The organism is Bradyrhizobium niftali (assembly GCF_004571025.1).
In the GTDB taxonomy this organism is placed as follows: domain Bacteria; phylum Pseudomonadota; class Alphaproteobacteria; order Rhizobiales; family Xanthobacteraceae; genus Bradyrhizobium; species Bradyrhizobium niftali.
In genome coordinates this window covers 110,507-136,838 of record NZ_SPQT01000012.1, presented here as the reverse complement: position 1 = coordinate 136,838, position 26,332 = coordinate 110,507, and the positions used below count along the sequence as shown (strand labels likewise).

The 26,332-nt window shown below is 66.2% G+C and carries 25 protein-coding genes; 15 read left to right on the top strand and 10 right to left on the bottom strand.

What is annotated here, in order from left to right; genetic code table 11:
* Positions 1-12: 12 nt before the first annotated feature.
* On the bottom strand, positions 13-1,866 hold the full coding sequence (locus tag E4K65_RS21595; RefSeq protein ID WP_167771014.1) for a TRAP transporter large permease: 1,854 nt from the start codon (positions 1,864-1,866) through the stop codon (positions 13-15).
* A 7-nt stretch (positions 1,867-1,873) separates the two neighbouring features.
* On the bottom strand, positions 1,874-2,905 hold the full coding sequence (locus E4K65_RS21590; protein ID WP_027544715.1) for a TRAP transporter substrate-binding protein: 1,032 nt from the start codon (positions 2,903-2,905) through the stop codon (positions 1,874-1,876).
* Here E4K65_RS21590 and E4K65_RS47395 point away from each other — a divergent pair.
* Positions 2,904-3,245: a hypothetical protein gene (locus E4K65_RS47395; protein WP_167771013.1), complete on the top strand. Its 342-nt coding sequence runs from the start codon at positions 2,904-2,906 to the stop codon at positions 3,243-3,245. The two genes, E4K65_RS21590 and E4K65_RS47395, sit on opposite strands and share 2 nt — an antisense overlap.
* 2 nt (positions 3,246-3,247) lie before the next feature.
* Here the strand turns inward: E4K65_RS47395 and E4K65_RS21585 are convergent, their stop codons facing one another.
* Entirely contained in the window at positions 3,248-3,691 is a 444-nt protein-coding gene (locus tag E4K65_RS21585) for a DoxX family protein (RefSeq protein ID WP_092185312.1), read from the bottom strand.
* A gap of 95 nt (positions 3,692-3,786) precedes the next feature.
* On the opposite strand from E4K65_RS21585, the gene E4K65_RS21580 reads away from it, so the two are divergent.
* From E4K65_RS21580 to E4K65_RS21570, 3 genes are all read left to right on the top strand, one after another.
* Positions 3,787-4,707, top strand: a complete 921-nt coding sequence (locus E4K65_RS21580; RefSeq protein WP_135175889.1) for a LysR family transcriptional regulator — start codon at positions 3,787-3,789, stop codon at positions 4,705-4,707.
* Positions 4,708-4,843: 136 nt separating this feature from the next.
* Complete coding sequence (locus tag E4K65_RS21575) at positions 4,844-6,334, top strand: caspase family protein (protein ID WP_135175888.1); 1,491 nt, start codon at positions 4,844-4,846, stop codon at positions 6,332-6,334.
* Positions 6,335-6,535: 201 nt separating this feature from the next.
* On the top strand, positions 6,536-8,203 hold the full coding sequence (locus E4K65_RS21570; RefSeq protein ID WP_135175887.1) for a SulP family inorganic anion transporter: 1,668 nt from the start codon (positions 6,536-6,538) through the stop codon (positions 8,201-8,203).
* A gap of 6 nt (positions 8,204-8,209) precedes the next feature.
* Here the strand turns inward: E4K65_RS21570 and E4K65_RS21565 are convergent, their stop codons facing one another.
* From E4K65_RS21565 to E4K65_RS21555, 3 genes are all read right to left on the bottom strand, one after another.
* Positions 8,210-8,572, bottom strand: coding sequence for a hypothetical protein (locus E4K65_RS21565; RefSeq protein ID WP_092185301.1), 363 nt, complete (start codon positions 8,570-8,572; stop codon positions 8,210-8,212).
* 121 nt (positions 8,573-8,693) lie between these two features.
* Positions 8,694-10,007: a Spy/CpxP family protein refolding chaperone gene (locus tag E4K65_RS21560; protein WP_167771012.1), complete on the bottom strand. Its 1,314-nt coding sequence runs from the start codon at positions 10,005-10,007 to the stop codon at positions 8,694-8,696.
* 102 nt (positions 10,008-10,109) lie between these two features.
* The gene (locus E4K65_RS21555) at positions 10,110-11,534 is read right to left on the bottom strand and encodes an FAD-binding oxidoreductase (RefSeq protein WP_135175885.1); all 1,425 of its coding nucleotides are present in this window, start codon (positions 11,532-11,534) and stop codon (positions 10,110-10,112) included.
* An 86-nt stretch (positions 11,535-11,620) separates the two neighbouring features.
* Here E4K65_RS21555 and E4K65_RS21550 point away from each other — a divergent pair, with 86 nt between their 5' ends.
* A complete protein-coding gene (locus tag E4K65_RS21550) occupies positions 11,621-12,124 on the top strand; it encodes a thioesterase family protein (protein ID WP_167771011.1) in 504 nt (167 codons plus the stop codon).
* 131 nt (positions 12,125-12,255) lie between these two features.
* On the opposite strand, the gene E4K65_RS21545 is transcribed toward E4K65_RS21550, so the two are convergent.
* Positions 12,256-12,426, bottom strand: a complete 171-nt coding sequence (locus E4K65_RS21545; protein WP_014493008.1) for a DUF1328 domain-containing protein — start codon at positions 12,424-12,426, stop codon at positions 12,256-12,258.
* A gap of 238 nt (positions 12,427-12,664) precedes the next feature.
* Between E4K65_RS21545 and E4K65_RS21540 the strand changes: the two genes are divergently transcribed.
* The 8 genes from E4K65_RS21540 to E4K65_RS21505 all read left to right on the top strand — a co-directional run bounded on the left by E4K65_RS21540 (position 12,665) and on the right by E4K65_RS21505 (position 20,720).
* Positions 12,665-15,256 (top strand): ATP-dependent helicase, encoded by a 2,592-nt coding sequence (locus E4K65_RS21540; protein WP_167771010.1) that lies wholly within the window; start codon positions 12,665-12,667, stop codon positions 15,254-15,256.
* A gap of 91 nt (positions 15,257-15,347) precedes the next feature.
* Positions 15,348-15,764 (top strand): hypothetical protein, encoded by a 417-nt coding sequence (locus E4K65_RS47390; RefSeq protein WP_167771009.1) that lies wholly within the window; start codon positions 15,348-15,350, stop codon positions 15,762-15,764.
* Complete coding sequence (locus tag E4K65_RS47385; RefSeq protein ID WP_167771023.1) at positions 15,764-16,435, top strand: OmpA family protein; 672 nt, start codon at positions 15,764-15,766, stop codon at positions 16,433-16,435. The genes E4K65_RS47390 and E4K65_RS47385 overlap by 1 nt, the downstream gene beginning before the upstream one ends.
* A 174-nt stretch (positions 16,436-16,609) precedes the next feature.
* A complete protein-coding gene (locus E4K65_RS21530) occupies positions 16,610-17,128 on the top strand; it encodes an Mpo1 family 2-hydroxy fatty acid dioxygenase (protein WP_167771008.1) in 519 nt (172 codons plus the stop codon).
* A gap of 29 nt (positions 17,129-17,157) precedes the next feature.
* A complete protein-coding gene (locus E4K65_RS21525) occupies positions 17,158-18,189 on the top strand; it encodes an NAD-dependent epimerase/dehydratase family protein (RefSeq protein WP_135175881.1) in 1,032 nt (343 codons plus the stop codon).
* A gap of 31 nt (positions 18,190-18,220) precedes the next feature.
* Entirely contained in the window at positions 18,221-18,847 is a 627-nt protein-coding gene (locus E4K65_RS21520; protein WP_135175880.1) for a methyltransferase family protein, read from the top strand.
* A gap of 225 nt (positions 18,848-19,072) precedes the next feature.
* Positions 19,073-19,282, top strand: coding sequence for a hypothetical protein (locus E4K65_RS21510; RefSeq protein WP_135175954.1), 210 nt, complete (start codon positions 19,073-19,075; stop codon positions 19,280-19,282).
* Between the two features lie 133 nt (positions 19,283-19,415).
* Positions 19,416-20,720, top strand: a complete 1,305-nt coding sequence (locus E4K65_RS21505) for a PQQ-dependent sugar dehydrogenase (RefSeq protein WP_135175879.1) — start codon at positions 19,416-19,418, stop codon at positions 20,718-20,720.
* An 89-nt stretch (positions 20,721-20,809) separates the two neighbouring features.
* Here E4K65_RS21505 and E4K65_RS21500 read toward each other — a convergent pair whose 3' ends face one another.
* Positions 20,810-21,634 (bottom strand): aspartate dehydrogenase, encoded by an 825-nt coding sequence (locus E4K65_RS21500; protein WP_167771007.1) that lies wholly within the window; start codon positions 21,632-21,634, stop codon positions 20,810-20,812.
* A 38-nt stretch (positions 21,635-21,672) separates the two neighbouring features.
* On the bottom strand, positions 21,673-22,590 hold the full coding sequence (locus E4K65_RS21495) for a LysR family transcriptional regulator (protein WP_135175877.1): 918 nt from the start codon (positions 22,588-22,590) through the stop codon (positions 21,673-21,675).
* Between the two features lie 165 nt (positions 22,591-22,755).
* Here E4K65_RS21495 and E4K65_RS21490 point away from each other — a divergent pair, with 165 nt between their 5' ends.
* Positions 22,756-24,054, top strand: a complete 1,299-nt coding sequence (locus E4K65_RS21490) for a D-galactonate transporter (protein ID WP_135175876.1) — start codon at positions 22,756-22,758, stop codon at positions 24,052-24,054.
* A gap of 21 nt (positions 24,055-24,075) precedes the next feature.
* Positions 24,076-25,149, top strand: a complete 1,074-nt coding sequence (locus E4K65_RS21485) for a tartrate dehydrogenase (RefSeq protein WP_135175875.1) — start codon at positions 24,076-24,078, stop codon at positions 25,147-25,149.
* 40 nt (positions 25,150-25,189) lie between these two features.
* Here E4K65_RS21485 and E4K65_RS21480 read toward each other — a convergent pair whose 3' ends face one another.
* Positions 25,190-26,134: a LysM peptidoglycan-binding domain-containing protein gene (locus E4K65_RS21480; protein WP_135175874.1), complete on the bottom strand. Its 945-nt coding sequence runs from the start codon at positions 26,132-26,134 to the stop codon at positions 25,190-25,192.
* Positions 26,135-26,332: the final 198 nt, after the last annotated feature.

Sequence of the window (26,332 nt, the reverse complement as noted above, 5' to 3'; positions counted from 1 at the left end):
GGCAAGACTCCTTCAGTAGCCGAATGCCCGCGGCAGCGCCGTCGAGAGCCATGGCACGAAGGCAATGACGAGCAGGCAGAGGAACAAGAGGCCAAGATAACCCATGATCGGCTTCACCGTCTGCTCGATCGGCACGTTGCCGATCAGGCAGGCGCCATAGAGTCCGAGCCCGAGCGGCGGTGCAAACAGGCCGATGCCCATCGCGATGACCAGCACGACGCCGAAATGCAGGGGATCGATGCCGAGCTGCACGGCCACCGGCAGGAGCAGCGGCCCGAAGATGATCAGCGCGGCCGCGCCTTCCAGCACCGAGCCCATCACGATCAGCACGGCGATCGCGAGCAGGATGAACAGCCAGACGCCGCTGGTCTTCGATAATCCGAGCATGAAGTCGCCGACCGCATGCGGCACCTGCTGCAAGGTCAGCGTGAACGCGAGCGACTGCGCGGCGGCGACGATGAACAGCACGAGCCCTGCGCGCGTTGCGGCCTGTACGAAACTGTGCGCGGCCGTTTTGAAAGTGAGCTCGCGGAACACCAGGCTGCCGATGACGAGCGCATAGGCGACCGCGAAGGCCGAGATTTCGGTGGCTGTGGCAAAGCCGCTCTTGAAGCCGAAGAAGATCATGAAGATCAGGCCGAACGAGGCGATCGCGCCGCTCCACAGGCCCGACACCGGCATCTGCGGCGCAACGTCCTCGGCATCCGCCGGCCGCTTGCCGAAGATGATGGACACCGCGATCAGGACCAGCGCCATCAGCGCCGCCGGCAGGAGCCCCGCGACGAACAGGCCGCCGATCGACAGGTTCGCGACGAAGCCGAGGATGATCAGGTTGATGCAGGGCGGGATGGTCTCCGCCATCACCGCGGAGGCCGCGAGCAGCGCCACCGCGCCGCCCGGATTCTGCTTCGAGCGGCGCGCCGCCGGGATCAGCACCGAGCCGACCGCGGCGACGTCAGCCATCTTCGAGCCTGAGATGCCGGAGAACAGCACCATCGAGGCCACCATCACCACGTTCAGCCCACCGCGCATACGGCCGACCCCGCGCTGCAGCAGCTCGATCAGGCGCACCGACATGCCGTTGGCTTCCATGAGGTAGCCGACGAGGATGAAGAAGGGGATCGCCAGCAGCACGAAATTGTCGATGCCGCGCGCCATCTGCTGGGCGAAGATCACGCCGGGCAGCGCGCCCTCGACCCAGATGAAGATCAGCGCGGCCAGCGCCAGCGCAAAGCCGATCGGCAATCCGCCGAACAGCGTCGCAAAGAAGCCGATCAGCATCAGAGTGCCCGCCGACGGCACCGAGGACGGCGACAGATAATCCCAGACGAGATAGAGGCCGGTGACGACGACGATTGCGACGAGCCCCCTGGCGATGTCAGGAAACGGCCGGGCGCAGAGCTGGTCGATCGCGAACACCGTCATGAACAGCGCACCGATGCCCATCGGATAGAAGGTGAGTTCCAGCGGCAATCCTGATCCGGTGGTCTGGCCCGCCGTCAGCGAGCCGAGCTTGATGGCGTGATAGGCGACGTAGCCCGAGATCAGCACGACCAGCAGCGCGCTCGCGGCATCGACCAGCGCCCGCAACCTCGCCGGCAACAGGTCGCGGAAGAAGGACACGCCGACATTCTCGCCGCGCGCCAGCGCGCTCGCCGCGCCGAAGAAGGCCGAGCCGACCATCAATCCGCGCGCGACGTCGTCAGACCATTCGACCGGCGCATTGAAGCAGAAGCGCAGCAGCACCGACGCGCAAACGACCAGGAGATCGGCGGCAAGGAGAATGGCCGCGATCGCGTCGCTGAGGCGAAGCAGCTGGGTGATGCTCCCGTGGCGGCCGCCCGAGAGGGGCACGGCGGCTGTCATCGTCATCTCAAGCTTGCGTCGCGCGGATGATGTCGATCACGGCCTTGGATTCCGGCCGCGCCTTGATGAAGTTCTCGTGCTGCGGCGCGACGCGCTTCTTGAACGCCTCGCGGTCGCATTCGGCCACCGTCACGCCCTTCTCGGTCAAGGCCGCCAGCGCCTCCTTCTCGACCGCAAGCCCATGCGCACGCGTGTCGATTGCGGCCTTCTTCGCAGCATCGAGAAAGCCGTCGCGCAGCTTCGGGTCCATGCGGTTGTAGGTCATGTCGCTGAAGTAGATCGCAAGCGGCGAGAAATTGTGCTGCGTCAGCGCGTAGAATTTTGCCGTTTCGAAGAACTTGCTGGCCAGGATCGTCGGCGGATCGTGCTCCAGCCCGTCGAGCACGCCGGCCTGCAATGCCGTGTAGATTTCGCCGAACGCCAGCGGCGTCGCAGCGGCCCCCATCAGGCGCAGGCATTCCGTGATGACGGGATTTGGCAACGTCCGGATCTTGAGGCCGGCGAGATCCTCCGGCGTCTTCACCGGCTTCCTCGCCAGCACGCTGCGGGAGCCGAAATTGTAGGCCCAGGCGATGATGCGGATGTTGCTGCCCTTGAGCAGCGCGTCCTCGATCGGCTTGGCGGCGCCGGCGTCGAACGCCTTGGTCTGCTGCGGGAAACTCGAGAAGAGAAAGCCGAGGTCGAAGGTGCCGACCAGCGGCGTCAGATTGGCCGAGATCGACGAGCCCGACACCATGAGGTCGATGACGCCGAGCTTCACCGAATTGATGACGTCGATCTCCTGACCGAGCTGATTGTCCGGGAAGAAGGCGACTTCGACCTGCTCACCGAGGCCGTTCGCCTTGAGGTTCTTGACGAGGTTGTCGTAGTAGACGCGGCCGTTGGCGAATTTGGGATCGTTCGGCAGCGAGGAGGAGCATTTCAGCTTCAGCGTCGCAGCTTCAGCGCGGCCGATAATGGCGGGAGAAAGCACGAGGCCGGCGGTGACCGCCGCCGATGACTTGATGAACGCGCGACGGTTCACGGGCACGATGGTCATGGTGCGGTCTCTCCCGGTATTTTTTGTTCGCAGCCGCGATCGTTGCGTGCGGCCTTTGCTCGGACTGTATGGCCAAAGCGACGACACAGGCAAGGGTTGCGGCCGGGGTGCCGCGACGGCGCGAGAGGCAGGCGCGTCGGTAGAGACCGCAGCGAAACGCCTGTGTTTATCGATGTTTTCGATGGTGCCGCACGGCAGCGACGAGGCCCGCCATGCAGGATTGACGCGGATCGATCCAATTCAGGTATGGATCAATGCCGAACGCAGATTGATCGGTGCGAAGCAGAACAAGCCGCGGGATATTGATCCCGCGGCTGTTGCGTTCGAGCGGATGCAGTGATCTCAGCGCGAATGCGCGCCGCTGAGCTGGCCGGTTGCCGCAGCGACATCGCGGGACGGACGCAGCGCGTAGGCGCCGTCGCCGAGCAGGGCCTGCGCCGCGAGCGCGATCGCCCAGAAGGCGGGATATTCCCAGCCGCCCTTCGGATTGGTGAAGAAGAAGCCGGCGGCGCCGTGCACGGTGAAGATCGCACCGAGCAGGATCGGGATGCCGGCCAGCGCCGCATAGCGGGTCCAGACGCCGAGGATCAGCGCGACGCCGCTGAGAACTTCCACCGTCATGATGACGTAGGCGAGTTCGGGCGGGAAGCCGAGGCTGCCGAAGAACTTTGCGGTCCCGGCCGGGGTGAAGACGAACAGCTTCAGGCCGGCGTGGGCGAGGAACAGCGCGCCCAGCGTCACGCGCAGCACGAGCGCGGCATAGGGAGCGGTACGGGAATCGATCATGGCGGTCTCCTTGTTGGAGACAGCTATGATCTATTCTCAATGGAATGATAATCTGCTATATTGGAATGAGACTTCACACCAAGAGAGTGAGATGAATGCTCGACCGGCTGACCAGCCTGGAGGTCTTCGCCAAGGTCGCGGCGATCGGCAGCCTGTCGGGCGCGGCCCGGGCCATGGGCCTGTCGCAGACCATGGTGACCAAGCATGTCGCCGCGCTCGAGGCCCGGCTCGGCACGAAACTGTTCCACCGGACCACGAGGCGGCTGTCCATCACCGAGGCCGGACGGAGCTATCTGGAATCCTCCGAGCGCATCCTCGCCGACATGGAGGCCGCCGACGCCGCGGTCGCGCGCGAGCGCGTCGAGCCGCGCGGGCTGCTGCGGGTCAACGTGCCCGTCGTGTTCGGCACGCGGCAGATCGCGCCGGCGATCGCCGAGTTTTCGGAACGCCATCCCGAGGTCACCGTCGAGCTCGGCCTCAACGACCGCCTCGTCGATCTCGCCGAGGAAGGCTGGGACCTTGCGATCCGCATCGGCAAGCTGCGCGACTCCAGCATGGTGGCGCGAAAGCTCGCGCCTAACCGCCTCGTGGTCTGCGCCGCGCCGTCCTATCTGGCAAAACACGGCACGCCGCGCTGTGTCGCGGACCTCGCCGCGCATAACTGCCTCGGTTACACGCTTTCGCAGCAGGCGAGCGCTGCGGAATGGCTGTTCGGCGCCGACGGCGAGATCCGCGTCCAGGTCAGCGGCACCTTGCGCGCCAACAACGGCGATGCGCTCCGCGCGGCAACATTGGCGGGCCTCGGCCTGGCGCGACAGCCAACCTTCATCATCGCCGACGACCTTCGCGCCGGCACGCTTCTGGCGCTTCCGCTCGACCAGCCGGAGATCCAGACCTCGGCCGTGCATGCGGTCTACCTGCCCGACCGCCGTCCGCCGGCCAAGGTGCGCGCCTTCATCGACTTTCTCGCCGGGCATTTTGCGCCTGACCCGCCCTGGGACCGCGGACTGTTCTGACGGCACACGGCCTGACACGCCAGCTCCGCTGCCCATTTTGCCGCAGCTCGCAACGTGATCCAGTGCACAGACAGGGTCATGGCGGACGACTAGAAACGGTGACATCATCGCGCCCATTGCCGATGGAGGTGACACCATGCGCCGTCCAATCCTCAGTCATTTGTTCCTTGCTTCCAGCCTTCTTGCACTCACGCAGCTGATGACGCCGACGGAGGCCGCAGCCGAAACGCGGCTCGCCCTCGTGATCGGCCAATCCGCCTATCGCACGGTGCCGGAGCTGCCCAACGCCGCCAACGACGCCAAGGGCATGACGGAGCTGCTCGGCAATGCCGGCTTCACCGTCACCGCGGCGGCCAATCTCGGGCAGAACGAGATGCGCTCGGCGATCTCGGATTTCGCCGGCAAGGTCAGTGCCAGCGGCGCCGACACCGTCGCGCTGGTGTTCTATGCGGGCCACGGCCTTCAGATCGACGGCGAGAACTATCTGGTGCCGGTCGATCTCGATCCCAAGCGCGAGGCCGACATTCCGCTCCAGGGCGTGCGGCTGAACGATCTGCTCAACACGCTCGGCGCGCTGCCGACGCGGGCGCGCATCTTCATGCTCGATGCCTGCCGCAACAACCCCTTCCCAGCGCTGAGCGGCGCCGGACACGGGCTTGCGATCGTCGACACCAAGGCCGGCGCGCCCGGCTCCTTCATTTCCTATTCGACCTCGCCCGGCGCCGAGGCCGAGGACGGCTCCGGCATCGACAGCCCCTACACCACCGCGGCGCTCTCGGTCGCAAAGCAACCGAACCTGCCGATCGAGGAAGTGTTCAAGCGCATCCGCATCGCTGTGGCGCAGTCGACCGACGGACGGCAGATCCCGTGGGAAAGCTCGTCGCTGACGACCGACTTCAAGTTCTTCGGCGGCGAGAGTAGCAGCCAGCAGCCCGCCCTTCCCGGCGCATCCGCCATGGCGCTCGCCGGCGGCACGCGCAGTGTCGCGGACTGGCGCAAGGATTTGCAGGGCAGGGAGGCGAAGGTCGCCTATGAGCTCGTGATCGCCGACGACACCGCCGAGGCGTATCAGGCCTATATCGAGCTGTACACGCAGGACGCCCGCACGCCGCGCCTCCGCACGGTGCTGGAGCGCCGGCGCCAGATGCTGGCCTGGGAGCGCGCGGTCGCGATCAACACCCGCGCCTCGTTCGAGGCTTACCTCGCCAACTGGGACAACAGCGACCTCGCTGCAACCGCGCGCAGGCTGCTGCTTCGCGTGCAGAACCGCAACTACGTCCTGCCCGCGACGGTCGCAGCCACACCCGTCCCGGTCGCCGTCGCGATGGCCCCGACCTGCCCGTGCTCGACGCCCACGCCTCCGGCTAGCCCGGTCAACCCGGCCGTGGCGCCTGTGATCAAGAAGCGCGTCGACGACACCCCGCCGAAGCGCAAGGTGGTCGAGACGCCGCCGAAGCCGCGCCGGCCGCCGCCCGACGAAGTGATCTACGAGCGCGCGCCGCCGCCGGATCGTGGCCCGCCGCCCGGCGCCGTCATGCAAGGTATCGGCATCGGGATTGGTATCGGCATGGGAATGGGTGGTGGCGGCCGCGGCGGCGATTACCACAACGACCGCGGCCGGTACTGAAGGAGACTCGCGCGATACGGAGGACGAATATGTCCTCCGTCATTGCGAGCGCAGCGAAGCAATCCAGAATCTTTCCGCGGAGGGACTCTGGATTGCTTCGCTGCGCTCGCAATGACGACGGATGTAGAGAAATTGCGTCTGCCGCTTGCGATACGGAAATGCTGTAGTCTTATCAGCTGACAAGCATTTCCGGGGACCTCGATGCCGCACGATTCTCACGCCAAGCACGCATGGCCGTTGTTCCGATCACTCGCGTCCTATTCCCTGCCCGGCGATCTCATGGCGGGGCTGACGCTGGCGGCGATCGCGATTCCCGAGCAGATGGCCACCGCGCGGCTCGGCGGCTTCGCGCCGCAGATCGGCTTCTTCGCCTTCATGGCGGGCTCGCTCGGCTTTGCGCTGCTCGGCGGCAACCGTTTCCTGTCCTGCGGCGCGGACTCGACGATCACGCCGATCTTCGCCGGCGGGCTTGCGGCACTGGCCGCCACCGGGTCGCCGGACTATCAGGGACTTGCGATTGCACTGGCGCTGATGGTCGGCGCCATGATGCTCGCGGGCGGCGCCTTCCGTCTCGGCGGCATCGCGAACCTGTTGTCGGTGCCGGTCATGGTCGGCTTCCTCGCCGGCATCTCCGTCCACATCATCGTGTCGCAACTGCCGGGCGTGCTCGGGCTTGAATCGCCGAGCGGGCCGATGCTCGATCGCATCGGCGTGCTCGCTGGCCAGCTCGGCCGCACCAATCCCTTCACGCTGTGCATCGGCTTGGGCGTGCTGGCCGTGGTCTTCGTCTCCGAGAAGGTCAGCGCGAAAATTCCGGGCGCACTGATCGGGCTGGTCGCCGCGACACTGGCCACAATCGCGCTCGGCCTCGAGAGCAAGGGCGTCAACGTCGTAGGCAGCGTGCCGGGCACGCTGCCGCGGCTGACCCTGCCCGAGCTTGCGCCGGAGCTGTGGGTGCGTCTCGTCCCGCTCGCCTTCGTGATCACGGTCGTGGTGATGGTGCAGACCGCCGCGACCACGCGGTCGTTCCCGTCCGATCCCGACAAGCCCGCCGACGTCGACCGCGATTTCCTCGGCGCCGGCGCCGGCAGCGTGCTGTCCGGCCTGTTCGGCGCCTTTCCCGTCAATGCCAGCCCGCCGCGGACGGGCATCGTCGCCGAGACCGGCGGACAATCGCAGCTCGCGGGCCTTGCCGCCGGGACAATCGTGCTGGCGCTGCTCGCGTTCGGCACGGGACTGTTGCAGCACGTTCCGGACGCGGCGCTCGGCGGCATCCTGCTGTTCGTCGCGCTGCGCATCGTCCGCGTGAAGCAGATCGTCACGATCTACAGCCAATCCCCAAGCGAGTTCCTGCTGATCGTCGCCACCGCCGCACTGATCATCGTGCTGCCGATCCAGCAGGGCGCATTCCTCGGCATCGTGCTGTCGCTGCTGCACGGCATCTGGAGCACCACGCGCGCACGGCTGGTCGAGTTCGAGCGCGTGCCGGGCACCACGATCTGGTGGCCGGCGCATCCGCACATCACAGGCGAGCGCATCGCAGGCGTCGCCGTGATCGGGCTCCAGGCGCCGCTGTCGTTCCTCAACGCTCCGGGCTTCCGCAGTGACGTGACCAAGGTGCTCACCACAGCGGGACCACAACTGCTGGTGCTGGAGGCGAGCGGCATGGTCGAGATCGACTTCACCGCCGCGCAGATTTTGCTCGAATTGTTCAAGGCGTGCAGCGAACAGGGCGTCACGGTCGCGCTGGCGCGGCTGGAATCGGTGCGCGCCCAGGACGCGTTCGAACGCTTCCGATTGTTCGACTCCCTGCCCCGCGAGCACGTCTTCCACAGCGTGGACGAGGCGGTGCGCAAGCTGGCGAAATAGCGGCGTTCACTGCACCAGCGTGGGGTGATCCCGCTGTATCGTTTCGCGGATCCAGCTGGCGTGGATCGCGCGGAACAGGATCTGCGCCGTCTTGAGATCGTTCGCCTTCATGCAGAGATCGACGATGCGATGGACCGCGTCATCGCGCATCAATCCATCCGAGATCTTCATCGCGATTTCCATCGCGACCTTGGCCGCGCGCTCGTAACGTTCGCTCTCGCGCTTGTCGTTGCGCGCGGAACCTGCCGCGCTCGCGGCCGCGGCGTCACAAATGGCGCGGATACGCGCGGCGGCTTCGATGTCGCCGAGCGGCCCTTCGATCGTCTCGTCCCAGATGTCCGCCACCTTCTGCCTCGCGAACCACTTCATCGCCCCACCACCTGCGGTCTTCCAGCCGCCGTATTACCGCTCTTCAGGCTCGTTCAGCGTAGAGAGGCCTGTCGAGATCGGCGAGGCGATTTTCCACCTCGCGTCCTGGCTCGATACGCATTCAGGACGTCCGACGTGGTCCGATGGCCTCGAACTGTGCCTTCTGCTCGTCAGTCAGCGTCCCGTAGAAATCCTCCAGCGCTGCGCGAACCGACTTGACGCCGTCGAGCATCAGGTCGAGCCGCTTGCGGACCGCGGCCATTCGCGCCGGCGGCGTCATCACGTCGTTGGGCTCGCAGGCCGCCTTGAGCGATGCGCTGACCCTGGCGCTGGTATCCTGGAGCACCTGTAGCGCCGCGCGCTGCGTGTCGTTGGGGCGCAGCCGCGCTTCGATGTCGGCGCCGGGCCAATCGAGCAAGGCAGACGCACCGCAGTTCTGGACCAGCGATCCCCCGGTGTTGTTCGAAGCTGTCGTACGACGCTGGTCCTCGGCCAGTGCATTGAAGCGCGCCTTCTGCTCGTCCGTGAGCGAGCCGTAGAATTTATCCAGGGCGGGCTGAACGAGGTCGACGGCTTTCGCCATCGCCTCGATGCGCTGCTGCATCGCCGTCAGCCGACCGGGCGCCGTCGCGGCGACCTGCACCGGGCAGGAGGTGCGGATCATGCCCGCCGCCAGGATCGAGGCGTTGCCGAGCTCGTCGAGGCTTGCGCCTTGCGCCTCGCTCGGCTGCACCGCGGCGGCGATCTGGTCGATCGGCAGACCGACGATCTCGCGGCGGTCGCTGCCGCAAAGCTGATCCAGCGCAACGCCGCGCGCTTGCCGCCGTCCCTGCGGCCGCTGCGGCAGATAGGCCGAAAGGCCGTCGTAGCCATAGGGCCCGAAGATGCCGGCATAGATGTCCGGATAGCCGTAGCCCCAGAAGCCGAGACCGTCGCCCCAGATCGTGTAGTCATAGAGATCGTTATAGGCGAACGGCCAGAACAGCGGCCCGACCCAGCCATAACCGCCGCCCGCATGTTGCCACCATCCGCTGCTGGCGCCATGCCAGCCGGCGAGTGCGGCCGCCGCCGCGATCTGGGCTCGCGCCGCCGGATTGCCGATCAGACGGCCGTTGCGGAAGGCGCTGGAATGCACGTTGAGGGCGTTGCGGAAATTCGCGGGGCGGATGGCCGCGTTGCGGATCTGACCGAAGTTCGGACCGCCATGGCGGGCGCCGGTTGCAAACCGCATCCCTCGATGATGCCCGCCGCCGTGCGCGTGCCCACCGCCGTGACCGTGGAAATGGCCGCCGCCGTGGTGACCACCGCCATGGTGACCACCGCCGTGCCCGCCTCCATGGCCGCCTCCATGCCCGCCGCCGCCTTTCGCCAGAGCCGCGCCCGCCAGCATGCAGGCAAACGCCACCGCGGCAATTCCAACGACCGGTCGCATCATCGCACCCTCCCGCGCAGAGCCCTGCCATTCAGGCATCGGAACCTGGCGGGAATTGGAACCATCAACGTTGCCGAAAGTTCCCAGTTCCTGGCCGCGCAGAGCCTACGCCTCGGGCACGATCTTGCCGGGGTTGAAGATATTGAGCGGATCGAGCGCCTGTTTCAGCGCCCGCATCGCGTCGAGCGCTTCGGGACCGAGTTCGGCCTTGAGGTATTTCTGCTTGCCCTGGCCGATGCCGTGCTCGCCGGTGCAGGTGCCGTCCATCGCCTGCGCGCGCTCGACGAGGCGATGCATGAACTCCTCGCCGCGCGCCATCTCGTCGGCGTCGTTGGTGTCGCAGACCAGCGAGCAGTGGAAATTGCCGTCGCCGACATGGCCGACGATCGGCGACAGCAGATTGAGGCGCTTGAGATCCTCCTCGGTCTCGCTGACGCAATCGGCAAGCCGCGAGATCGGCACGCAAACGTCGGTGGCGACCACGCCGACACTGTCGCCGGGCCGCAGCGCCTTCACCGACCAATAGGCGTCGTGCCGCGCCTGCCACAGTTTGGTGCGATCCTCCGGCTTCGTCGTCCAGGAGAAGTCGCCGCCGCCGCATTCCTTTGCGATCTCGCCGAAGGCCTTGGACTGCTCGGCGACCTCGATCTCGCTGCCGTGGAATTCCATCAGGAGCAGCGGCGTCTCCGGCAGCGTCAGCTTGGAATAGGCGTTGCAGGCCCTCACCTGCGCGGCATTGAGCAGCTCGATGCGCGCCACGGGAATGCCGGTCTGGATCGCCAGGATCACGGCCTGACACGCCCCGTGAACCGTCTCGAACGACACCGCGCCGGCCGCGATGGTCTCGGGGATGCCGCGCAGGCGGATGGTCAGTTCCGAGATGATGCCGAGCGTGCCCTCGGCGCCGACGAACAGATGCGTCAGGTCGTAGCCGGCGGATGATTTCTTGGCGCGGGTGCCGGTGGTGATGATCTCGCCGTCGCCGCGCACCACCTTCAGCGCCAGCACGCTGTCGCGCATGGTGCCGTAGCGCACCGCGTTGGTGCCGGAGGCGCGCGTCGAGGCCATGCCGCCGAGCGAGGCGTCCGCGCCGGGATCGATCGGGAAGAACAGGCCCTGGTCGCGCAGATGCTCGTTGAGCGCCTTGCGGGTGACGCCGGGCTGGATCACGCAATCGAGGTCCTCGGCGTGCACCGCGAGCACCTTGTTCATGTCGCGCAGGTCGATCGAGATGCCGCCGGCGGGCGCATTGACCTGGCCCTCCAGCGAGGTGCCGGTGCCGAAGGCGATCACGGGCACGCGGCTCCTGGCGCAGATGCGCACCACGTCCTGGATATCGGCGGTCTCCTGCGCCATCACCACGCCATCCGGCGGCTGGTTGGGAATCCACGTCGTGGTATGGCCGTGCTGCTCGCGGACGGCCTGCGAGGTGATGAGGCGGTTGCCGAAGCGTGCGGCAAGCTGCTCCAGTGCGCTCGCGAGGGCTTTCGGCTCCGGCCGCGGCGGATTATTGGTGATAGTCGTACCCACGGGAAATTCCTCCGACAGAAGAACCGTGGCAAAGGACATCTAACCGGTCAAGTCAAGCGACCGGACGCATAGCCAGGGAAGGACACATGCCGGAGACCGCTACTGCGCCCAAGGCCGAGCCGTTCCGCGCCTCGATCATGCAGATCGAGCCGCAATGGATCGACTATAACGGCCATCTCAACATGGCCTATTACAACGTGATGTTCGACCGGGCGATCGACGAGTTCTGGCTCGAGCTCGGCATCGGTCCGGTCTACAAGAAAGAGCGTCACGGTTCGACCTTCACTGCCGAATGCCATGTGCGCTATCTGCGCGAGATCCATCTCGGCGATCCCGTGCGGATCCTGGTGTGGCTGCTGGAGGCCGACGACAAGCGGCTGCACACGTTCGAGGAGATGAGGCACGCCACCGAAGGCTGGTTATCGGCCACCTCGGAGAACATGTCGCTGCACATGGACATGAACGCACGGCGCGTCGCGGCGTTTCCGCCCGATATCCAGCAGCGCATCGCAGGCATCGCCAGGGCCCACAGCGACTTGGCCCGGCCCGAGGGCATCGGCCGGAGCGTGGCGATGCCCTCGAAGCGGTAGCCAAACAGTCCTCTCTAACCCCTCATCCTGAGGTGCCCGCGAAGCGGGCGTCTCGAAGGATGCAAGGCCACAGTCGGGCCTTCATGGTTCGAGACGCGCGTTCCGCGCTCCTCACCATGAGGATAACACCGCTAGATCCTGCGGCCGCGGGCGAGGCCGACCACGGCCGAAACCAGGAACAGCACGACCGCAATGAAGAAGATGATCTTGGCGATTTCGATCGAAGCGCCGGCGATGCCGCCAAAGCCCAGGATACCGGCGATCAGTGCGATAACCAGAAACGTCACAACCCAGCCAAGCATGGTCAAATCCTCGTCTTGATATTTATCTGCGTCGGCGCGGCTGGCCGCGCCACCTGTCCAGACAATCTCGACGCGGGAACGATGGTTCCTGCCCACGCAAGGTGGAAATTAGCAGCTCCCGCAGGAACAAATCGGCCTGCCACGTACGTGGAAAACCTCGCACCGCCGCCCCATATAGGCATCAATCCCTGTTATGAAGGCTCCCTCCCGTCACCCCGCGGTGCCATCGTGGGGCCAAATGATTCGCATGACCGAGCCGAGCAAGATCACCAGCGTCCCCGACCACCAGCCCGCAGCCGGCGGCATCGCCGCGCGTGCGCGCGCCTCGGTGGGCCCGAAATACCTGTCCGGGCTCAATCCCGAGCAGCGCGAGGCGGTGGAGACGCTGGACGGCCCGGTCCTGGTGCTGGCTGGCGCCGGCACCGGCAAGACCCGCGTGCTGACCACGCGCATCGCCCATATCCTGAGCCAGGGCCGCGCCCGCCCCGCCGAGATCCTGTCGGTGACCTTCACCAACAAGGCCGCGCGCGAGATGAAGCACCGGCTCGGCCAGATGCTCGGCCACGCGGTGGAGGGCATGCCGTGGCTCGGCACCTTCCACTCCATCGGCGGCCGCATCCTGCGCACCCATGCCGAGCTGGCGCAGCTCAAGTCGAACTTCACCGTGCTCGACGTCGACGACCAGGTCCGGCTGTTGAAGCAGCTGCTTCAGGCCGACAACATCGACGACAAGCGCTGGCCGGCGCGCATGCTGGCCGGCCTGATCGACGGCTGGAAGAACCGCGGCCTGACGCCGTCGCAGGTGCCCTCGGGCGAAGCCGCTGTCTTCGCCAACGGCAAGGGCGGCAAGCTCTATGCGAGCTATCAGGAGCGGCTGAAGATCCTGAACGCCGCCGATTTCGGCGACCTGCTGCTGGAGAACATCCGCATCTTCCGCGAGCACCCGGATATCCTGCGGCAATACCAGCAGCGCTTCAAATACATCCTGGTGGACGAATATCAGGACACCAACGTCGCGCAGTATCTGTGGCTGCGGCTGCTGTCGCAGGCGCCGGCGAAGCAAACCACGCCCACCGTCATTCCGGGGCGGCTCGAAGAGCCGAACCCGGAATCCAGCAGTGAGTCCGAGGATCGAGATTCCGGGTTCGATGCTGCGCATCGCCCCGGAATGACGGAGCATGTGGCGGTGGCCACGCCCCACGTCAAGAACATCTGCTGCGTCGGCGACGACGATCAGTCGATCTATGGCTGGCGCGGCGCCGAGGTCGACAACATCCTGCGCTTCGACCACGATTTCCCCGGCGCCAAGGTCATTCGCCTCGAACGCAATTACCGTTCGACCGGCCACATCCTCGCCGCCGCCTCGCACCTGATCGCGCACAATGAAGGCCGGCTCGGCAAGACGCTGCGCACCGAGGACCAGGACGGCGAGAAGGTCACGGTGACGGGCTCGTGGGATTCGGAAGAGGAAGCCCGCGGCATCGGCGAGGAGATCGAGCAGATCCAGCGCCAGGGCGAGAAACTGAACGAGATCGCGATCCTGGTGCGCGCCTCCTACCAGATGCGCGAGTTCGAAGACCGTTTCGTCACGCTCGGCCTGCCCTATCGCGTCATCGGCGGCCCGCGCTTCTACGAGCGCGCCGAGATCCGCGACGCGCTGGCCTATCTGCGTGTCATCAATTCACCGGCCGACGATCTCGCCTTCGAGCGTATCGTCAACACGCCCAAGCGCGGCCTCGGCGATGCCACCGTGCAGATGCTGCACGACCACGCCCGCAAGCGCCGCATTCCGCTGTTTGAGGCAGCGCGCGCGGTGGTCGAGACCGACGAGCTGAAGCCGAAGGCGCGCGGGTCCCTGCGCGACCTCGTCGCCCAGTTCGACCGCTGGCGCGCCCAGCGCGAAGTCACCGCGCATACCGACCTCGCCCAGATCGTGCTCGACGAGAGCGGCTACACCGAGATGTGGCAGAAAGACCGTTCGGCGGACGCCGCCGGCCGGCTCGAAAACCTCAAGGAGCTGGTGCGCTCCATGGAGGAGTTCGAGAACCTGCAAGGGTTTTTGGAGCACATCTCGCTGGTGATGGACCGCGACGGCGGTGCCGAGGAAGACGCGGTGTCGCTGATGACGCTGCATTCGGCCAAGGGCCTCGAATTCGACAACGTGTTCCTACCGGGCTGGGAGGAAGGCCTGTTCCCGAGCCAGCGCACGCTGGACGAACAGGGCCGCGCCGGGCTTGAGGAAGAGCGCCGGCTCGGCCATGTCGGCCTGACCCGGGCGCGCCGCCGCGCCATGATCTATTTCGCCACCAACCGCCGGATCCATGGCACCTGGTCGACCACGATCCCGTCGCGCTTCCTCGACGAATTGCCGGCGGCCAATGTCGAGATCACGGAATCCAAGGGCGGCTCGGCCTGGGGCGGCACCGGCGGCTATGGCGCCTCGCGCTTCGACGACATGGAGGCGTTCGGCTCCAGCTATACGACACCGGGCTGGCAGCGGGCGCAGGCCAACCGCAACCGCGGCGGCGGCCGCACCGGCGCCGGCGGCCACGGCAGCTTTGAGGAAGAGGCCGCGACGTTCTCGTCCTCCTCGTCATCCGGACCCGATTTCGGCAGCTTCTCCTCGCGCCGGCGCGGACCGATGACGATCGAGGGCGAGCTGGTCGCCAAATCCACCGGCACGACCTCGGAATTCTCGCTCTCCGACCGCGTCTTCCACCAGAAATTCGGCTACGGCCGCGTCACCAAGATCGACGGCAACAAGCTCACCATCGCCTTCGACAAGGCCGGCGAGAAGAAGGTCGTGGACAGCTTCGTGCAGCGGGCGTGAGGCCCTCCCCTGTTGCGGCGGCGTTACGCCGCCGTCTTTCTTCGCTCTACGCCCCTTGACCACCGCGAACTTCCCCGTATCAGATGCGGCCATGGTCCGGGGCTCCATCACATTGATCGTGCTGGCATTGGTTATGCCGTCGCTTGCGGCGGCGGAGACCATGAGCTTTGGCGATTCGATCGGAAAGCTGGCGGCGAGCTGCGGTGCGGAAATCGTCGCCAATTGCCGCGGCGTCAATCCGGATTCGACCCGGCTGAAGGAGTGCCTGTCCCGCAACCGCGACGTGCTCTCGCCGCAGTGCCAGAGCGATTATCTCGGCGTCTTCGACGCCATCCAGAAGCGCGTCGCCGCGCGCATCACGGTGGCGAACGCCTGCCAGCGCGAGATCGTCAAGGTCTGCGGCGGCTCGACCAAGGAGACCAGCAAGTCGATCCCCTGCCTGGTCTCGACGCCCAAGGGCATCAGCAACAACTGCCTGAAGGCCGTGGACGACGCGGGGTATCGATGATGCGCGCGAAGGGGCTCTCCACTGCCGGAATCGGCATCGCGCTCGGCCTCGCCTTGCTCGCGGGCGCAGCCAGCGCACAGACGGCGCCGCCGACCCGCGACGACATCGTCGGCAAGCTGAACCATGTCGAAGAGGCCGCCGAAATCGACCTTCCCGCGCTGAAGCAGCAGGTGATGGAGCGCGCCAAGGCCAGGATCAAGAACGATCCGGGGCCGGTGAACCGGCCGCCGATCGCGCCTGATCTCGCCAAGCTGCCCGCCTTCAACGCGCAGATCCAGTTCGACGCCGACACGCCGATCATCCAGCCGGCGTCCTACCAGACCGTCGGCCGCATCGCGGACGCGCTGGTTCATTCCTCGCTGCTGCCCTACACCTTCCTGATCGTCGGCCACGTCGAATCCAATTCGAAGACGCGCGAGGCCAATGCGATCCTGAGCCAGCGCCGGGCCGACGCGATCCGCGACGTGCTGGTGAACACGTTCAAGATCTCGACCAAGCGGCTGCACCCGATCGGCCTCGGCGAGGAGCAGTTTCTCGACCGGGCGAAGCCGACCGCGGCCGTCAACGGCCAGTTGCAAATCCTGACCTTTGCCAAGGTACCGGAGGAGGCACCCGCGCATCCGGCTGCGGCACCTGCGCCTGCGACGAAAAAGCCCGCCAAGAAGCGCTGAACGAGCGCGCCTCGGCGCCAGACGGAACCCCTTGAAGTCCTGATTGTTTTGTGACCTGTTTCACAGCGCGACAGCACGGTCTTGCGCGACAATAGTGCCGGTTTGTGCACTGCCCTATCAGGTGCTATAGGCTCTGGTTCGTCCTTCCCCAACCCTGTGCTGCATGAGACCAAGATGGGTGGCTTGTTTCAACGCCAACTTGCCGTTTATGTCGAGTACCATCGCGATCCCCGGAATACGGCGATGCATGTGGTCGGTATCCTCTTGCTGTTCACGGGCGCCGTGCTGCCGCTGACGTTGGTGAAGGTGCCGCTATTCGGAACTGAACTCAGTCTGGCAGTCATCCTGGCCTTGCCGGTTCTGATCTATTGGCTGCTGCTCGACGTTGCGCTCGGGGTCGGCATTCTGGCCGTCTCCGTCGTGCTGTTTTCGATCGCCACGACCATTTCGGCGCAAGCTAGCACCATGACGATGTGGGCGATTTTCGCCGCGCTGGTCGGGCTCGGCCTTGCCGCGCAGGCCATCGGCCACAAGGTTTTTGAGGGGCGCGAAGCCTCGTTATTCACGTTTCCGTCGCATCTTTTGCTGGGACCGATGTTTGTCATGGCAAAATTATTCATTGCACTGGGCTTCCGTCGCGACCTTGCCGCGATTCTGGCGCCTCTTCCGACCAATTCCCTTTCAACCCGATAGCTCTAGAAGCAAAACAGCAAACCTTCTTCATGGCTCTCGTACTGGTTACCGGTGGCAGCGGCTTCATCGGACATCATCTCGTAGAATCGCTCCGCGCCCGTGGGCAGCGGGTGCGTGTTCTCGACGTCCGGCCGCCGGCCGCCGCCAATACCGACGTCGACTATGTTCACGGCTCGGTGCTGGACGGCGCCGCGGTCGATGCCGCGCTGGCCGGCGTCGATCAGGTCTATCACCTCGCCGGCCTGCCCGGCATGTGGGTTGCCAACAAGCAGGACTTTCACGACGTCAATTTCCGCGGCACCGAGGTCGTGCTGGCAGCTGCGATGAAGCGCGGCGTGTCGCGCTTCCTGCACTGCTCGACGGAATCGATCCTGTTCCCCTATACCGACCTCAACGGCGCGCCCGCCGAGGAGGCGCTGCAGCCGGCCGACGCGATGCCCGGTGCCTATACGCGGTCGAAGTCGCTGGCCGAGCATCATGCCGCGAAGGCCGCGGCCAATGGCTTTCCGCTCGTGATCGGCACGCCGACCATGCCGATCGGTGCCGCCGACCACAATCTGACGCCGCCGACCGCGATGCTCTGGTACTTCCTCCAGAAGAAGGTGCAGCCGCATCTCAACTTCCTGGTCAATCTCGTCGATGTCCGCGACGTCGCCATGGGCCTCGTGCTGACGATGGAGCGCGGCCGCATTGGCCAGCGCTACATCCTCGGCGGCGACTGCGTCCCGCTCGGCCGCATCCTGCGAATGATGTCGGCGATGAGCGGCCGCCGGCAGTTCCCGATCGTCGTGCCCGGCAAGATCGCCGAACTTTCCGCCGTTATGCTCGAGAAGATCTCCGATCACATCACGCGCCGGCCGCCCAACGGCACTGGCGAAGGCGTGCGCATCGCGCTTGCCGCGAGCGACCTCTCGATCGGCAAAGCCCGTAATGAGCTTGGCTACGCGCCGCGCCCGATCGAGCCGGTGCTACGCGAAACCATCACCCATCTGCTCGCCCGCAACGGCCAGCAGCCCTCCGGCGCCATCAAGCATCACGCGCTCTCCTCGCGCGTGGGCTAAGGCCGCCGCCCAAACCAAAGAACCTTTCCTCATGTCCTTCGATTTCAGCAAGCTTCTCTCCGTGGCCTGGGGTGGCTGGACCACGACCTGGCCGACCGAACTCCTGGCCCTGATCTGGCTCGCCTTTCTCGCCAGTTGGGTGGGCGCCTCGTTCTGGCAGGGGCGGACCAAGAAGCAGGTGATGACGCTGGAGTCGCAGCGCTATCGCCTGCCGATCCTGGTCGGCGGCATCCTGTACACGCCGTGGATTGCGGAAGTCATGGGCTGGAAGCCGCTCTGGGTGCTCGGCAACACCGGCATCACCATCGCCGCGGTCCTCTCGGTCGCCGGCATCGCCTTCGCCTGGTGGGGGCGGCTGCATCTCGGAAAGTTCTGGTCCAACACCATCACCCACAAGGAAGACCACCACGTCATCGACACCGGCCCCTACGGTATCGTGCGCCACCCGATTTACACCGGGCTGATCTTCGGCATGCTCGTCACCGGCATCGCGATCGGCGCCGTGACGACGATCCTCGGCGCGATCCTGATCTCGCTCGGCATGTGGCAGAAGGGACGGATGGAAGAGGTGTTCCTGTCCAAGGAGCTCGGCGAAGACGCCTACGGCGCCTATTGCCGCCGCGTGCCGATGATCATCCCGTTCCTGTCGCCGCGGTGATAGCGGAGCCCGCGCCACACATTCGGTGTCGTCCCGGCGAAGGCCGGGACCCATAACCACAGGCCGGGGTTTGGCGAAGACTCGTCGTTCGGTACGTCTACCATCCGCAAACGATGGATTCCGCGGTATGGGTCCCGGCCTTCGCCGGGACGACAGCGAGAGGAACCGCCCTTCCGCTCGCTCGTTACCCCCGCGACACATGCACTGACCACAGAGCATCGCGCCATGTCGGACGCCTACGATTATTTTCGCGAGCACGCCATTGCCGCCGCGCGAAAGGCGCGGGCGCTGCCCCCGGGGCGGCCGAAGCAGAAGCAGCGCACGGTGGCGCGGGTCTATCATCTCCTGTCCAAGGAGGCCGCGCTGGCGCCGAACATCCATCACCTCAACGATTTTCGCGCGGCACGGCGGCTGGAGCGGCAGATCGGCCGCTGATCCGCGGCCAGTTCACCCTGCCATGCAAATTCGATCGGCTGCCATTCCACGGGAATAGGCCCGGCCGGTGCGCCGCACAGGTTGACGTCTGCCCCTTCAGCCAGTTGGATGCGCGCGCACACAGGGGCCTCTCATGACTTTTTCCAGCATCTTTGCGCAGTTCGTCGCGCTGCTCGGCGGCATCGCGCTGCAATGGCGCAAGCTCTCGGGCACGGAGCCCGCACCGGCCTGGGGTCAGACGCCCGCCATTCCCGAGGCGAAACCGCAAGGCGCGATCCCGACACTGAAGATGCCGACCGCACGCGGCTGGAGCGAGGGCCAGAAGCCGGCCGTCGCGCCGGGGCTCAAGGTCAACGCGTTCGCGACCGGCCTCGACCATCCGCGCTGGATCGAGGTGCTGCCCAATGGCGATGTGCTGATCGCGGAAGCGACGCAGATCGCAGGCCCTCCGCGCAGCGTGTTTCACTACGCGATGCAGGCAACGATGCGGCGCGCCGCCGCGCTCGGCGTTTCCGCCAACCGCATCACGCTGCTGCGCGACAAGGACGGCGACGGCGTCGCCGAAGTTCGCGGCGCGTTCATGGAGAACCTCAGCCAGCCGTTCGGCATGGCGTTGGTCGGCGACACCTTCTATGTCGGCAATACGGACGGCGTGATGGCCTTCCCCTATGTCGCCAATGCCGACCGCATCACCGCACCGGGCAAGCGGCTCACGACGTTCAAGCCGAGCGGCCACTGGACGCGCAGCCTGCTCGCCAGCCCCGACGGCAAGAAGCTGTATGCCGGCGTCGGCTCGCTCAGCAACATCGCCGAGATGGGCATGGAGGTCGAGGAAGGCCGCGCCGCGGTGTACGAGCTCGACCTCATCGCCGGCACGCATCGCATCTTCGGCGCCGGCTTGCGCAACCCGGTGGGCCTTGCCTGGGAGCCGAACACGAACGTGCTCTGGACCGTCGTCAACGAGCGCGACGGCCTCGGCGACGAGACGCCGCCGGACTATCTCACCTCGGTACGCGACGGCGGCTTCTATGGCTGGCCCTATTGCTACTGGGGCAAGACGGTGGATGACCGCGTGCCGCAGGATCCGGCGATGGTCGCCAAGGCGCTTCAACCGGACTATGCGCTCGGCGGCCACACCGCTTCGCTCGGCCTGTGCTGGATGCCGGCGGGCACGTTGCCTGGTTTCCCCGACGGCATGGTGATCGGCCAGCACGGCTCGTGGAATCGCAGCACGCTGTCCGGCTACAAGCTGGTGTTCATCCCGTTCGAGAACGGCCGCCCGTCCGGCCCCGGTCGCGACATCCTGTCGGGCTTCCTGTCCCCGGACGAGAAGGAATCCTACGGCCGTCCGGTTGGCGTCGTGATCGGCCCCGACAAGAAGTCGCTGCTGATGGCCGACGACGTCGGCAATGCGATCTGGCGCGTGACGGGCGCGTAATTTCGAGGGAGGTGCGTTCCCTCCCCCGCAAGGGGGGAGGGAACGCAGCGCTGTTCTCGACTCGACCTCAACCCATCACGCTCTAGAACTCACGTCCCCACACACAACGCGGCGCGCTGCTTGCGCAGCAGCGCGATCACGGACAGCGCCGTGATCAACCCGGTCTTGGGGTTCTCGGACGGGATGTTCTCGATCGACATCGAGAAGCGCGCCGAATCCGCCTCGACCTCGATGCGGTGAACGTTGCGCGTCACGGTCGGATCGGCCCAGATCTGCACGGAGGTGCGATCAGGCCCGACGCCCGCGAGCGACAGCGCCACCGCGACGTTGAGATTGGCCGGAAAGCCTTTTGCGGCCTCGCGCGCGGTACCCTCGAACAGCTTCAGCGGCTCGCGCAGATTGTCGATGTCGATGTTGTTCTGGACGATAAAGGGCGCGCCCTTCAGCCCGTCGATCGGCTTGCGCGTGACCATCTTCACCGAATGAATGGTGCCGATGGCAGCGGCGTTGACGGCATCGAGCCCGATCAGCGCGCCGGTCGGCACGATGATGCGGCCGCCATTGGCACGGGCAAGATCGACCAGATCAAAATTGTCGAGCAGCCCGCCGACGCTGACGACGACCGCGGCCTTGCCGCGCTTCACTGCCGGCTCGACGATCGCGCGCAGCTGGCTGCTCGGTGCGCACTCGACCACGATGTCGGCGGCCTCACCGAGCTGGTCGATCGGCAAAACCTGCGGCGCGCGACGCAGGTCGTTGAGGAATGTTTGATGCTTGGCGGGATCCCGCACGGCGACGGCGGACAGTGTCAGCCCCTCGATGCCCTGATCGAGCGCGGTCGCGATCTTGGTGCCGATCGAGCCCAGGCCTGCGATGGCCACCCGCAATTCGCGCGAAGCTTTCTGATCCGTCATCACCTTCCACCTTCTATCCACGTCAATGTCATAGTCCCTCAGGCCTCGCGCGCATAGCTGCGCAGGCGCGTCTCGAGCACCGCCAGCATGGCATCGCGGGCCGGATCGCGCGAGCCGCGCAACCAGGCCGCCGCAAGCGGCAGCCGGCCGACCGGACCGCTCTGCTTCGGCCTGAGCGGCACGAAGCGCACGCCCGACACCGCCATTCGCGTGGTCCAGCGCGGCACGATCGCGACCCCGAGCTTCGTTGCCACCAGCTGGATGATGGTCTGCTTCTCGTCGGCGACCTGCACGATGCGCGGCGTCAATCCGGCCTGCTCGAACAGTTTGATGGTGAGGTCATGGCTGTGCGGCCGCGAGCGGCGGTCCGGCACCAGCATGGCCTCGTCGGCGATCTGCGCCAGCGTGATCGACTTGCGCTCGGCGAGCGCGTGGCGCTGCGGGAACGCGACGATGGCGGTCTCCTGGAGCAGATCGCGGAATTCGAGCCGCTTGTCCGCGCTGTGAGGCGGGCGGACGAAAGCGAGATCGAGCGCGCCGGTCAGGATCTTGGGCAGCAGCCGGACGGTCTTGTCCTCGAGGAGCTGCACCGCGATGTCAGGATGCCTGTCGCGGAAATCGCGCAGCAGCGGCGGCAGCAATCCCGCCGCCGCGCTGTCGATGGCGCCGACCCGCAGCCGGCGCGCGGCCCCCGCACGCGAGCGGTTGCGTAAGTTATTCTCGACCGCCTCGACCTTGGCCAGGATGGCACGGGCATCGCGCAACAGCGTGGCGCCGTCCTCGGTGAGCGACACCGCGCGCGTGGTCCGCGCGAACAGCCGCGTGCCCAGATCCTCTTCCAGCAGCCTGATCTGGCGCCCGAGCGCGGACGGCAGCATCTGGAGCTGCTGCGCCGCATGGCCGAAATGCAGCTGCTCGGCCGCCGCCACGAAGCATCGCAACTGATGCAATTCCATCCCGGATCCCCCTCGCCCCGTGCGCTTCACCTAGCGAGGATTATATCATTTTTTTGTATAAACCAGTGCCGATTGAGTGTGCCTCCTCCCCCGCCTACGCTCATGGCCGGCGTAGACCTCCGGGTCCGCCGCACAACAACAATCGGAACTCGAGGGGAGGCCAGGGTGGCGAGCGAGATTCAGACGCGCGTGCTGCGCAAGATCACCTGGCGCATCGTTCCCTTCATCATGCTGCTCTACTTCGTGGCCTTCATCGACCGCGTCAATATCGGCTTCGCCTCGCTGACGATGAACAAGGACATCGGCCTGTCGCCCGCGGTCTACGGCTTCGGCGCCGGCATCTTCTTCTGGGGCTATTTCCTGTTCGAGGTGCCCTCCAACATCATCCTGCACAAGATCGGCGCGCGGATCTGGATCGCGCGGGTGATGATCACCTGGGGCCTCGTCTCGGCGGCAATGGCATTCGTGCAAGGGCCGACCGGCTTCTACGTGCTGCGCTTCCTGCTCGGCGTCGCCGAAGCCGGCTTCTTTCCCGGCATCATCCTCTACCTCTCCTACTGGTTCCCCGCGCGCCAGCGCGCCGCGGTGACCGCGCTGTTCATGGCGGCTGCGCCGCTCTCCACCGTGCTGGGATCGCCGATATCAGGCGCGCTGCTGGAGATGGACGGCCTGCTCGGCTTCAAGGGCTGGCAATGGCTGTTCGTGCTGGAGGCGCTGCCGGCCGTGCTGCTCGGCTTCGTCGTGCTCGGCTTCCTCACCGATCGTCCCGAGAAAGCGAAATGGCTCGCCGATGACGAGCGCCGCTGGCTGATTGAGACCATGAACGCGGAGACCACCAGCAAGGCCGCAACCGCGAGCCACAGCATCTGGCGCGGGCTTGCCGATCCGCGTGTTCTGGCGCTGGCGCTGATCTATTTCGGCACCTCGGCCGGCCTCTACACGCTCGGCGTCTGGGCGCCGCAGATCATCAAGCAGTTCGGCCTGTCCTCGCTTCAGGTCGGCTTCCTCAACGCATTGCCGGCAACCGCCGCGGTGGTCGCCATGATCCTGTGGGCACGACACTCGGACCGCACCGGCGAGCGCACCTGGCACGTCGTGTGGGCCTGCCTGATCGCCGCGGCCGGGCTCGCCTATGCCGGCCTTGCGACCGGCGTCGTCGCGGTGCTGGTTGCGCTTGCGCTCGTCAACATCGGCATCTCCTCGGCAAAACCGCCGCTCTGGAGCATGCCGACGCTGTTCCTGTCCGGTCCCGCGGCCGCAGCCGGCATCGCCACCATCAACTCGATCGGCAATCTCGGCGGCTTCGTCGGGCCTGCCATGATCGGTTGGATCAAGGACCAAACCGGCAGCTTCAATGGCGGGCTTTACTTCGTCGCCGGCCTGCTCGTTCTCTCCGCGGTCCTCACCCTGCTATTGTCGCGTGCGCAGACCGCGCCCGTCGAACCCGTCCCGCAATCCCACTGATCTCTCAAACGGAGCATTTTCATGCGCACCCATTCGATCGCAGCAATTCCCGCCGATGGCATCGGCCCCGAGGTCATCTCGGCCGGTGTCCGCGTGCTGGAGGCGCTGGCCAAGCGCAGCGGCGACCTTGCCTTCAACGTCAAGACCTTCGACTGGGGCTCGGACTATTACAAGAAGCACGGCGTGATGATGCCGGCCGATGGCCTCACGGAGCTGAAGAAGTTCGACGCGATCTATTTCGGCGCGGTCGGCGCGCCCGACGTGCCCGACCACATCACGCTGTGGGGCCTGCGGCTGCCGATCTGCCAGGGCTTTGACCAATACGCCAATGTGCGGCCGACCAAGATCCTGCCGGGCGTCGCCTCGCCGCTGCGCAATGTCGGCGTCGGCGATCTCGACTGGGTGATCGTGCGCGAGAACTCCGAAGGCGAATATGCCGGCATGGGCGGCCGCGCCCACAAGGGCCTGCCCGAAGAAGTCGGCACTGAAGTTGCGGTCTTCACCCGCGTCGGCGTGACGCGGATCATGCGCTACGCGTTCCAGCTCGCGCAGTCGCGTCCGCGCAAGTTCCTGACCGTCGTGACCAAGTCGAACGCGCAGCGCCACGGCATGGTGATGTGGGACGAGATCGCGGCCGAGGTCGCCGGCGAATTCCCCGATGTGACCTGGGACAGGATGCTGGTCGACGCCATGACGGTGCGCATGACCCTGCATCCGAAGAGCCTCGACACCATCGTGGCGACCAACCTGCACGCCGACATCCTCTCCGACCTTGCCGGCGCGCTCGCGGGCAGCCTCGGCGTCGCGCCGACCGGCAACATCGATCCGCAGCGCCGCTTCCCCTCGATGTTCGAGCCGATCCACGGCTCGGCCTTCGATATCACCGGCAAGGGCATCGCCAACCCGGTCGCGACCTTCTGGACCGGCGCGCAGATGCTCGAACATCTCGGCGAGAAGGACGCCGCGGTGCGGCTGATGACGGCCGTCGAACGCGTCTGCGCAGCCGGCGTGCTGACGCCCGATGTCGGCGGCAAGGCGACGACGAAGGAGGTCACCGACGCTGTCATCGACGCGATCCACGGGTCGAATGTTTGATCGTCTCCTCTCCCCGCTTGCGGGGAGAGGCGAAGAACAACTACTTCCGCCCCGCCGGCGCGGGCGGCGGCGCTGCCATCGCTGCCGTCGGCTCCGGCGGCGTCAGATGGCGCGGGACGATGATGGACTGGCCGGGCGTGAGCTGTGCGTTCTCTGCCAGCGAGTTGCTCTGCGCGATCGACCACAGCGGCACGCGATTGGCTGCGGCGATGCTCTCCATGGTGTCGCCGCGGCGTACCGGCACCCGCATGCCGGAGTCCCACAATTCCACCAAGCTGTTCGCCGGCACGAGATAGCGCAGCGGCACGGCATCGGCATGGGGCTGCGCGGGGATACGCGGCAGCTGCGTCACCATCTCGACGATCTGGCGATGGATGTCGTCGGACTTCTCGATGTTGATATGCGAGACGCGGCTGTTCTCCTTGAGATCGTAGCTCGCGTAATGGCCGCGATAGCCGGGCACGGCCACGACATCGCCGCCGCCGAGCACGCTGTCGGACAGGAAGATGTTGATGAAGCGCTCGACATTGAGCGGCACGTCGCCGGTCGCATGCGCGGGATCGATGGCGATGACGAGGCTGATCGGGATGTTCTCCTTGGCCGCCATCTCGGAGATGACGATCGAGCACAGCCCGCCCATGGAGTGACCGATCAGCACGATCGGCGCCGGGCTCTCCTTGTAGCTGGTGATGGCGCGATCGCCGATCCATCGGCAGATGGTGAATTCGTAGACGTCGGCGGAGAAGCCGGCCTTGGTCAGCTTCTCGCTGAGCCGGTCCATGCCGGTCGAGAAGATCGGCCCCATGGCGCCGCGGAACAGGTAGATTTTTGGCGGCGGCAGCGGTTCGGCCGGCGGAGGTGGCGGCGGAGCGACGGGTGCGACCGCGGCGGGCTTTGACTTGGGGGGCGAGGCAACGGCCGCACCGGTGCTCAAGGCGAGCAGCGCAACCGCTGCCAGCACGAAGATTCGCCTTGGATCAAGCATCAGCCGAGCAGTCCCACCACGGGAGGCCGCAGCCTCCCCCTGGGGCTTAGTGACCACCGATTGGGTGGAATTTGGGGCACGGAACCACGGAAATTGTCGCATCCCGCAGGGCCATGAGGAGCCTCGATGCGCGCGCCGAGCCGGACGCAGGTCCTCGGCCGATGTGCCCAGCCTAGGCTGCGCCGCAGGTAGCGCTGC

Coding starts and splice junctions, on each gene's coding strand:
- E4K65_RS21595 (WP_167771014.1), bottom strand. CDS start 1,866: ATGACAGCCGCCGTGCCCCTCTCGGGCGGCCGCCACGGGAGCATCACC.
- E4K65_RS47395 (WP_167771013.1), top strand. CDS start 2,904: ATGGTGCGGTCTCTCCCGGTATTTTTTGTTCGCAGCCGCGATCGTTGC.
- E4K65_RS21590 (WP_027544715.1), bottom strand. CDS start 2,905: ATGACCATCGTGCCCGTGAACCGTCGCGCGTTCATCAAGTCATCGGCG.
- E4K65_RS21585 (WP_092185312.1), bottom strand. CDS start 3,691: ATGATCGATTCCCGTACCGCTCCCTATGCCGCGCTCGTGCTGCGCGTG.
- E4K65_RS21580 (WP_135175889.1), top strand. CDS start 3,787: ATGCTCGACCGGCTGACCAGCCTGGAGGTCTTCGCCAAGGTCGCGGCG.
- E4K65_RS21575 (WP_135175888.1), top strand. CDS start 4,844: ATGCGCCGTCCAATCCTCAGTCATTTGTTCCTTGCTTCCAGCCTTCTT.
- E4K65_RS21570 (WP_135175887.1), top strand. CDS start 6,536: ATGCCGCACGATTCTCACGCCAAGCACGCATGGCCGTTGTTCCGATCA.
- E4K65_RS21565 (WP_092185301.1), bottom strand. CDS start 8,572: ATGAAGTGGTTCGCGAGGCAGAAGGTGGCGGACATCTGGGACGAGACG.
- E4K65_RS21560 (WP_167771012.1), bottom strand. CDS start 10,007: ATGATGCGACCGGTCGTTGGAATTGCCGCGGTGGCGTTTGCCTGCATG.
- E4K65_RS21550 (WP_167771011.1), top strand. CDS start 11,621: ATGCCGGAGACCGCTACTGCGCCCAAGGCCGAGCCGTTCCGCGCCTCG.
- E4K65_RS21545 (WP_014493008.1), bottom strand. CDS start 12,426: ATGCTTGGCTGGGTTGTGACGTTTCTGGTTATCGCACTGATCGCCGGT.
- E4K65_RS21540 (WP_167771010.1), top strand. CDS start 12,665: ATGATTCGCATGACCGAGCCGAGCAAGATCACCAGCGTCCCCGACCAC.
- E4K65_RS47390 (WP_167771009.1), top strand. CDS start 15,348: ATGGTCCGGGGCTCCATCACATTGATCGTGCTGGCATTGGTTATGCCG.
- E4K65_RS47385 (WP_167771023.1), top strand. CDS start 15,764: ATGCGCGCGAAGGGGCTCTCCACTGCCGGAATCGGCATCGCGCTCGGC.
- E4K65_RS21530 (WP_167771008.1), top strand. CDS start 16,610: ATGGGTGGCTTGTTTCAACGCCAACTTGCCGTTTATGTCGAGTACCAT.
- E4K65_RS21525 (WP_135175881.1), top strand. CDS start 17,158: ATGGCTCTCGTACTGGTTACCGGTGGCAGCGGCTTCATCGGACATCAT.
- E4K65_RS21520 (WP_135175880.1), top strand. CDS start 18,221: ATGTCCTTCGATTTCAGCAAGCTTCTCTCCGTGGCCTGGGGTGGCTGG.
- E4K65_RS21510 (WP_135175954.1), top strand. CDS start 19,073: ATGTCGGACGCCTACGATTATTTTCGCGAGCACGCCATTGCCGCCGCG.
- E4K65_RS21505 (WP_135175879.1), top strand. CDS start 19,416: ATGACTTTTTCCAGCATCTTTGCGCAGTTCGTCGCGCTGCTCGGCGGC.
- E4K65_RS21500 (WP_167771007.1), bottom strand. CDS start 21,634: ATGACGGATCAGAAAGCTTCGCGCGAATTGCGGGTGGCCATCGCAGGC.
- E4K65_RS21495 (WP_135175877.1), bottom strand. CDS start 22,590: ATGGAATTGCATCAGTTGCGATGCTTCGTGGCGGCGGCCGAGCAGCTG.
- E4K65_RS21485 (WP_135175875.1), top strand. CDS start 24,076: ATGCGCACCCATTCGATCGCAGCAATTCCCGCCGATGGCATCGGCCCC.
- E4K65_RS21480 (WP_135175874.1), bottom strand. CDS start 26,134: ATGCTTGATCCAAGGCGAATCTTCGTGCTGGCAGCGGTTGCGCTGCTC.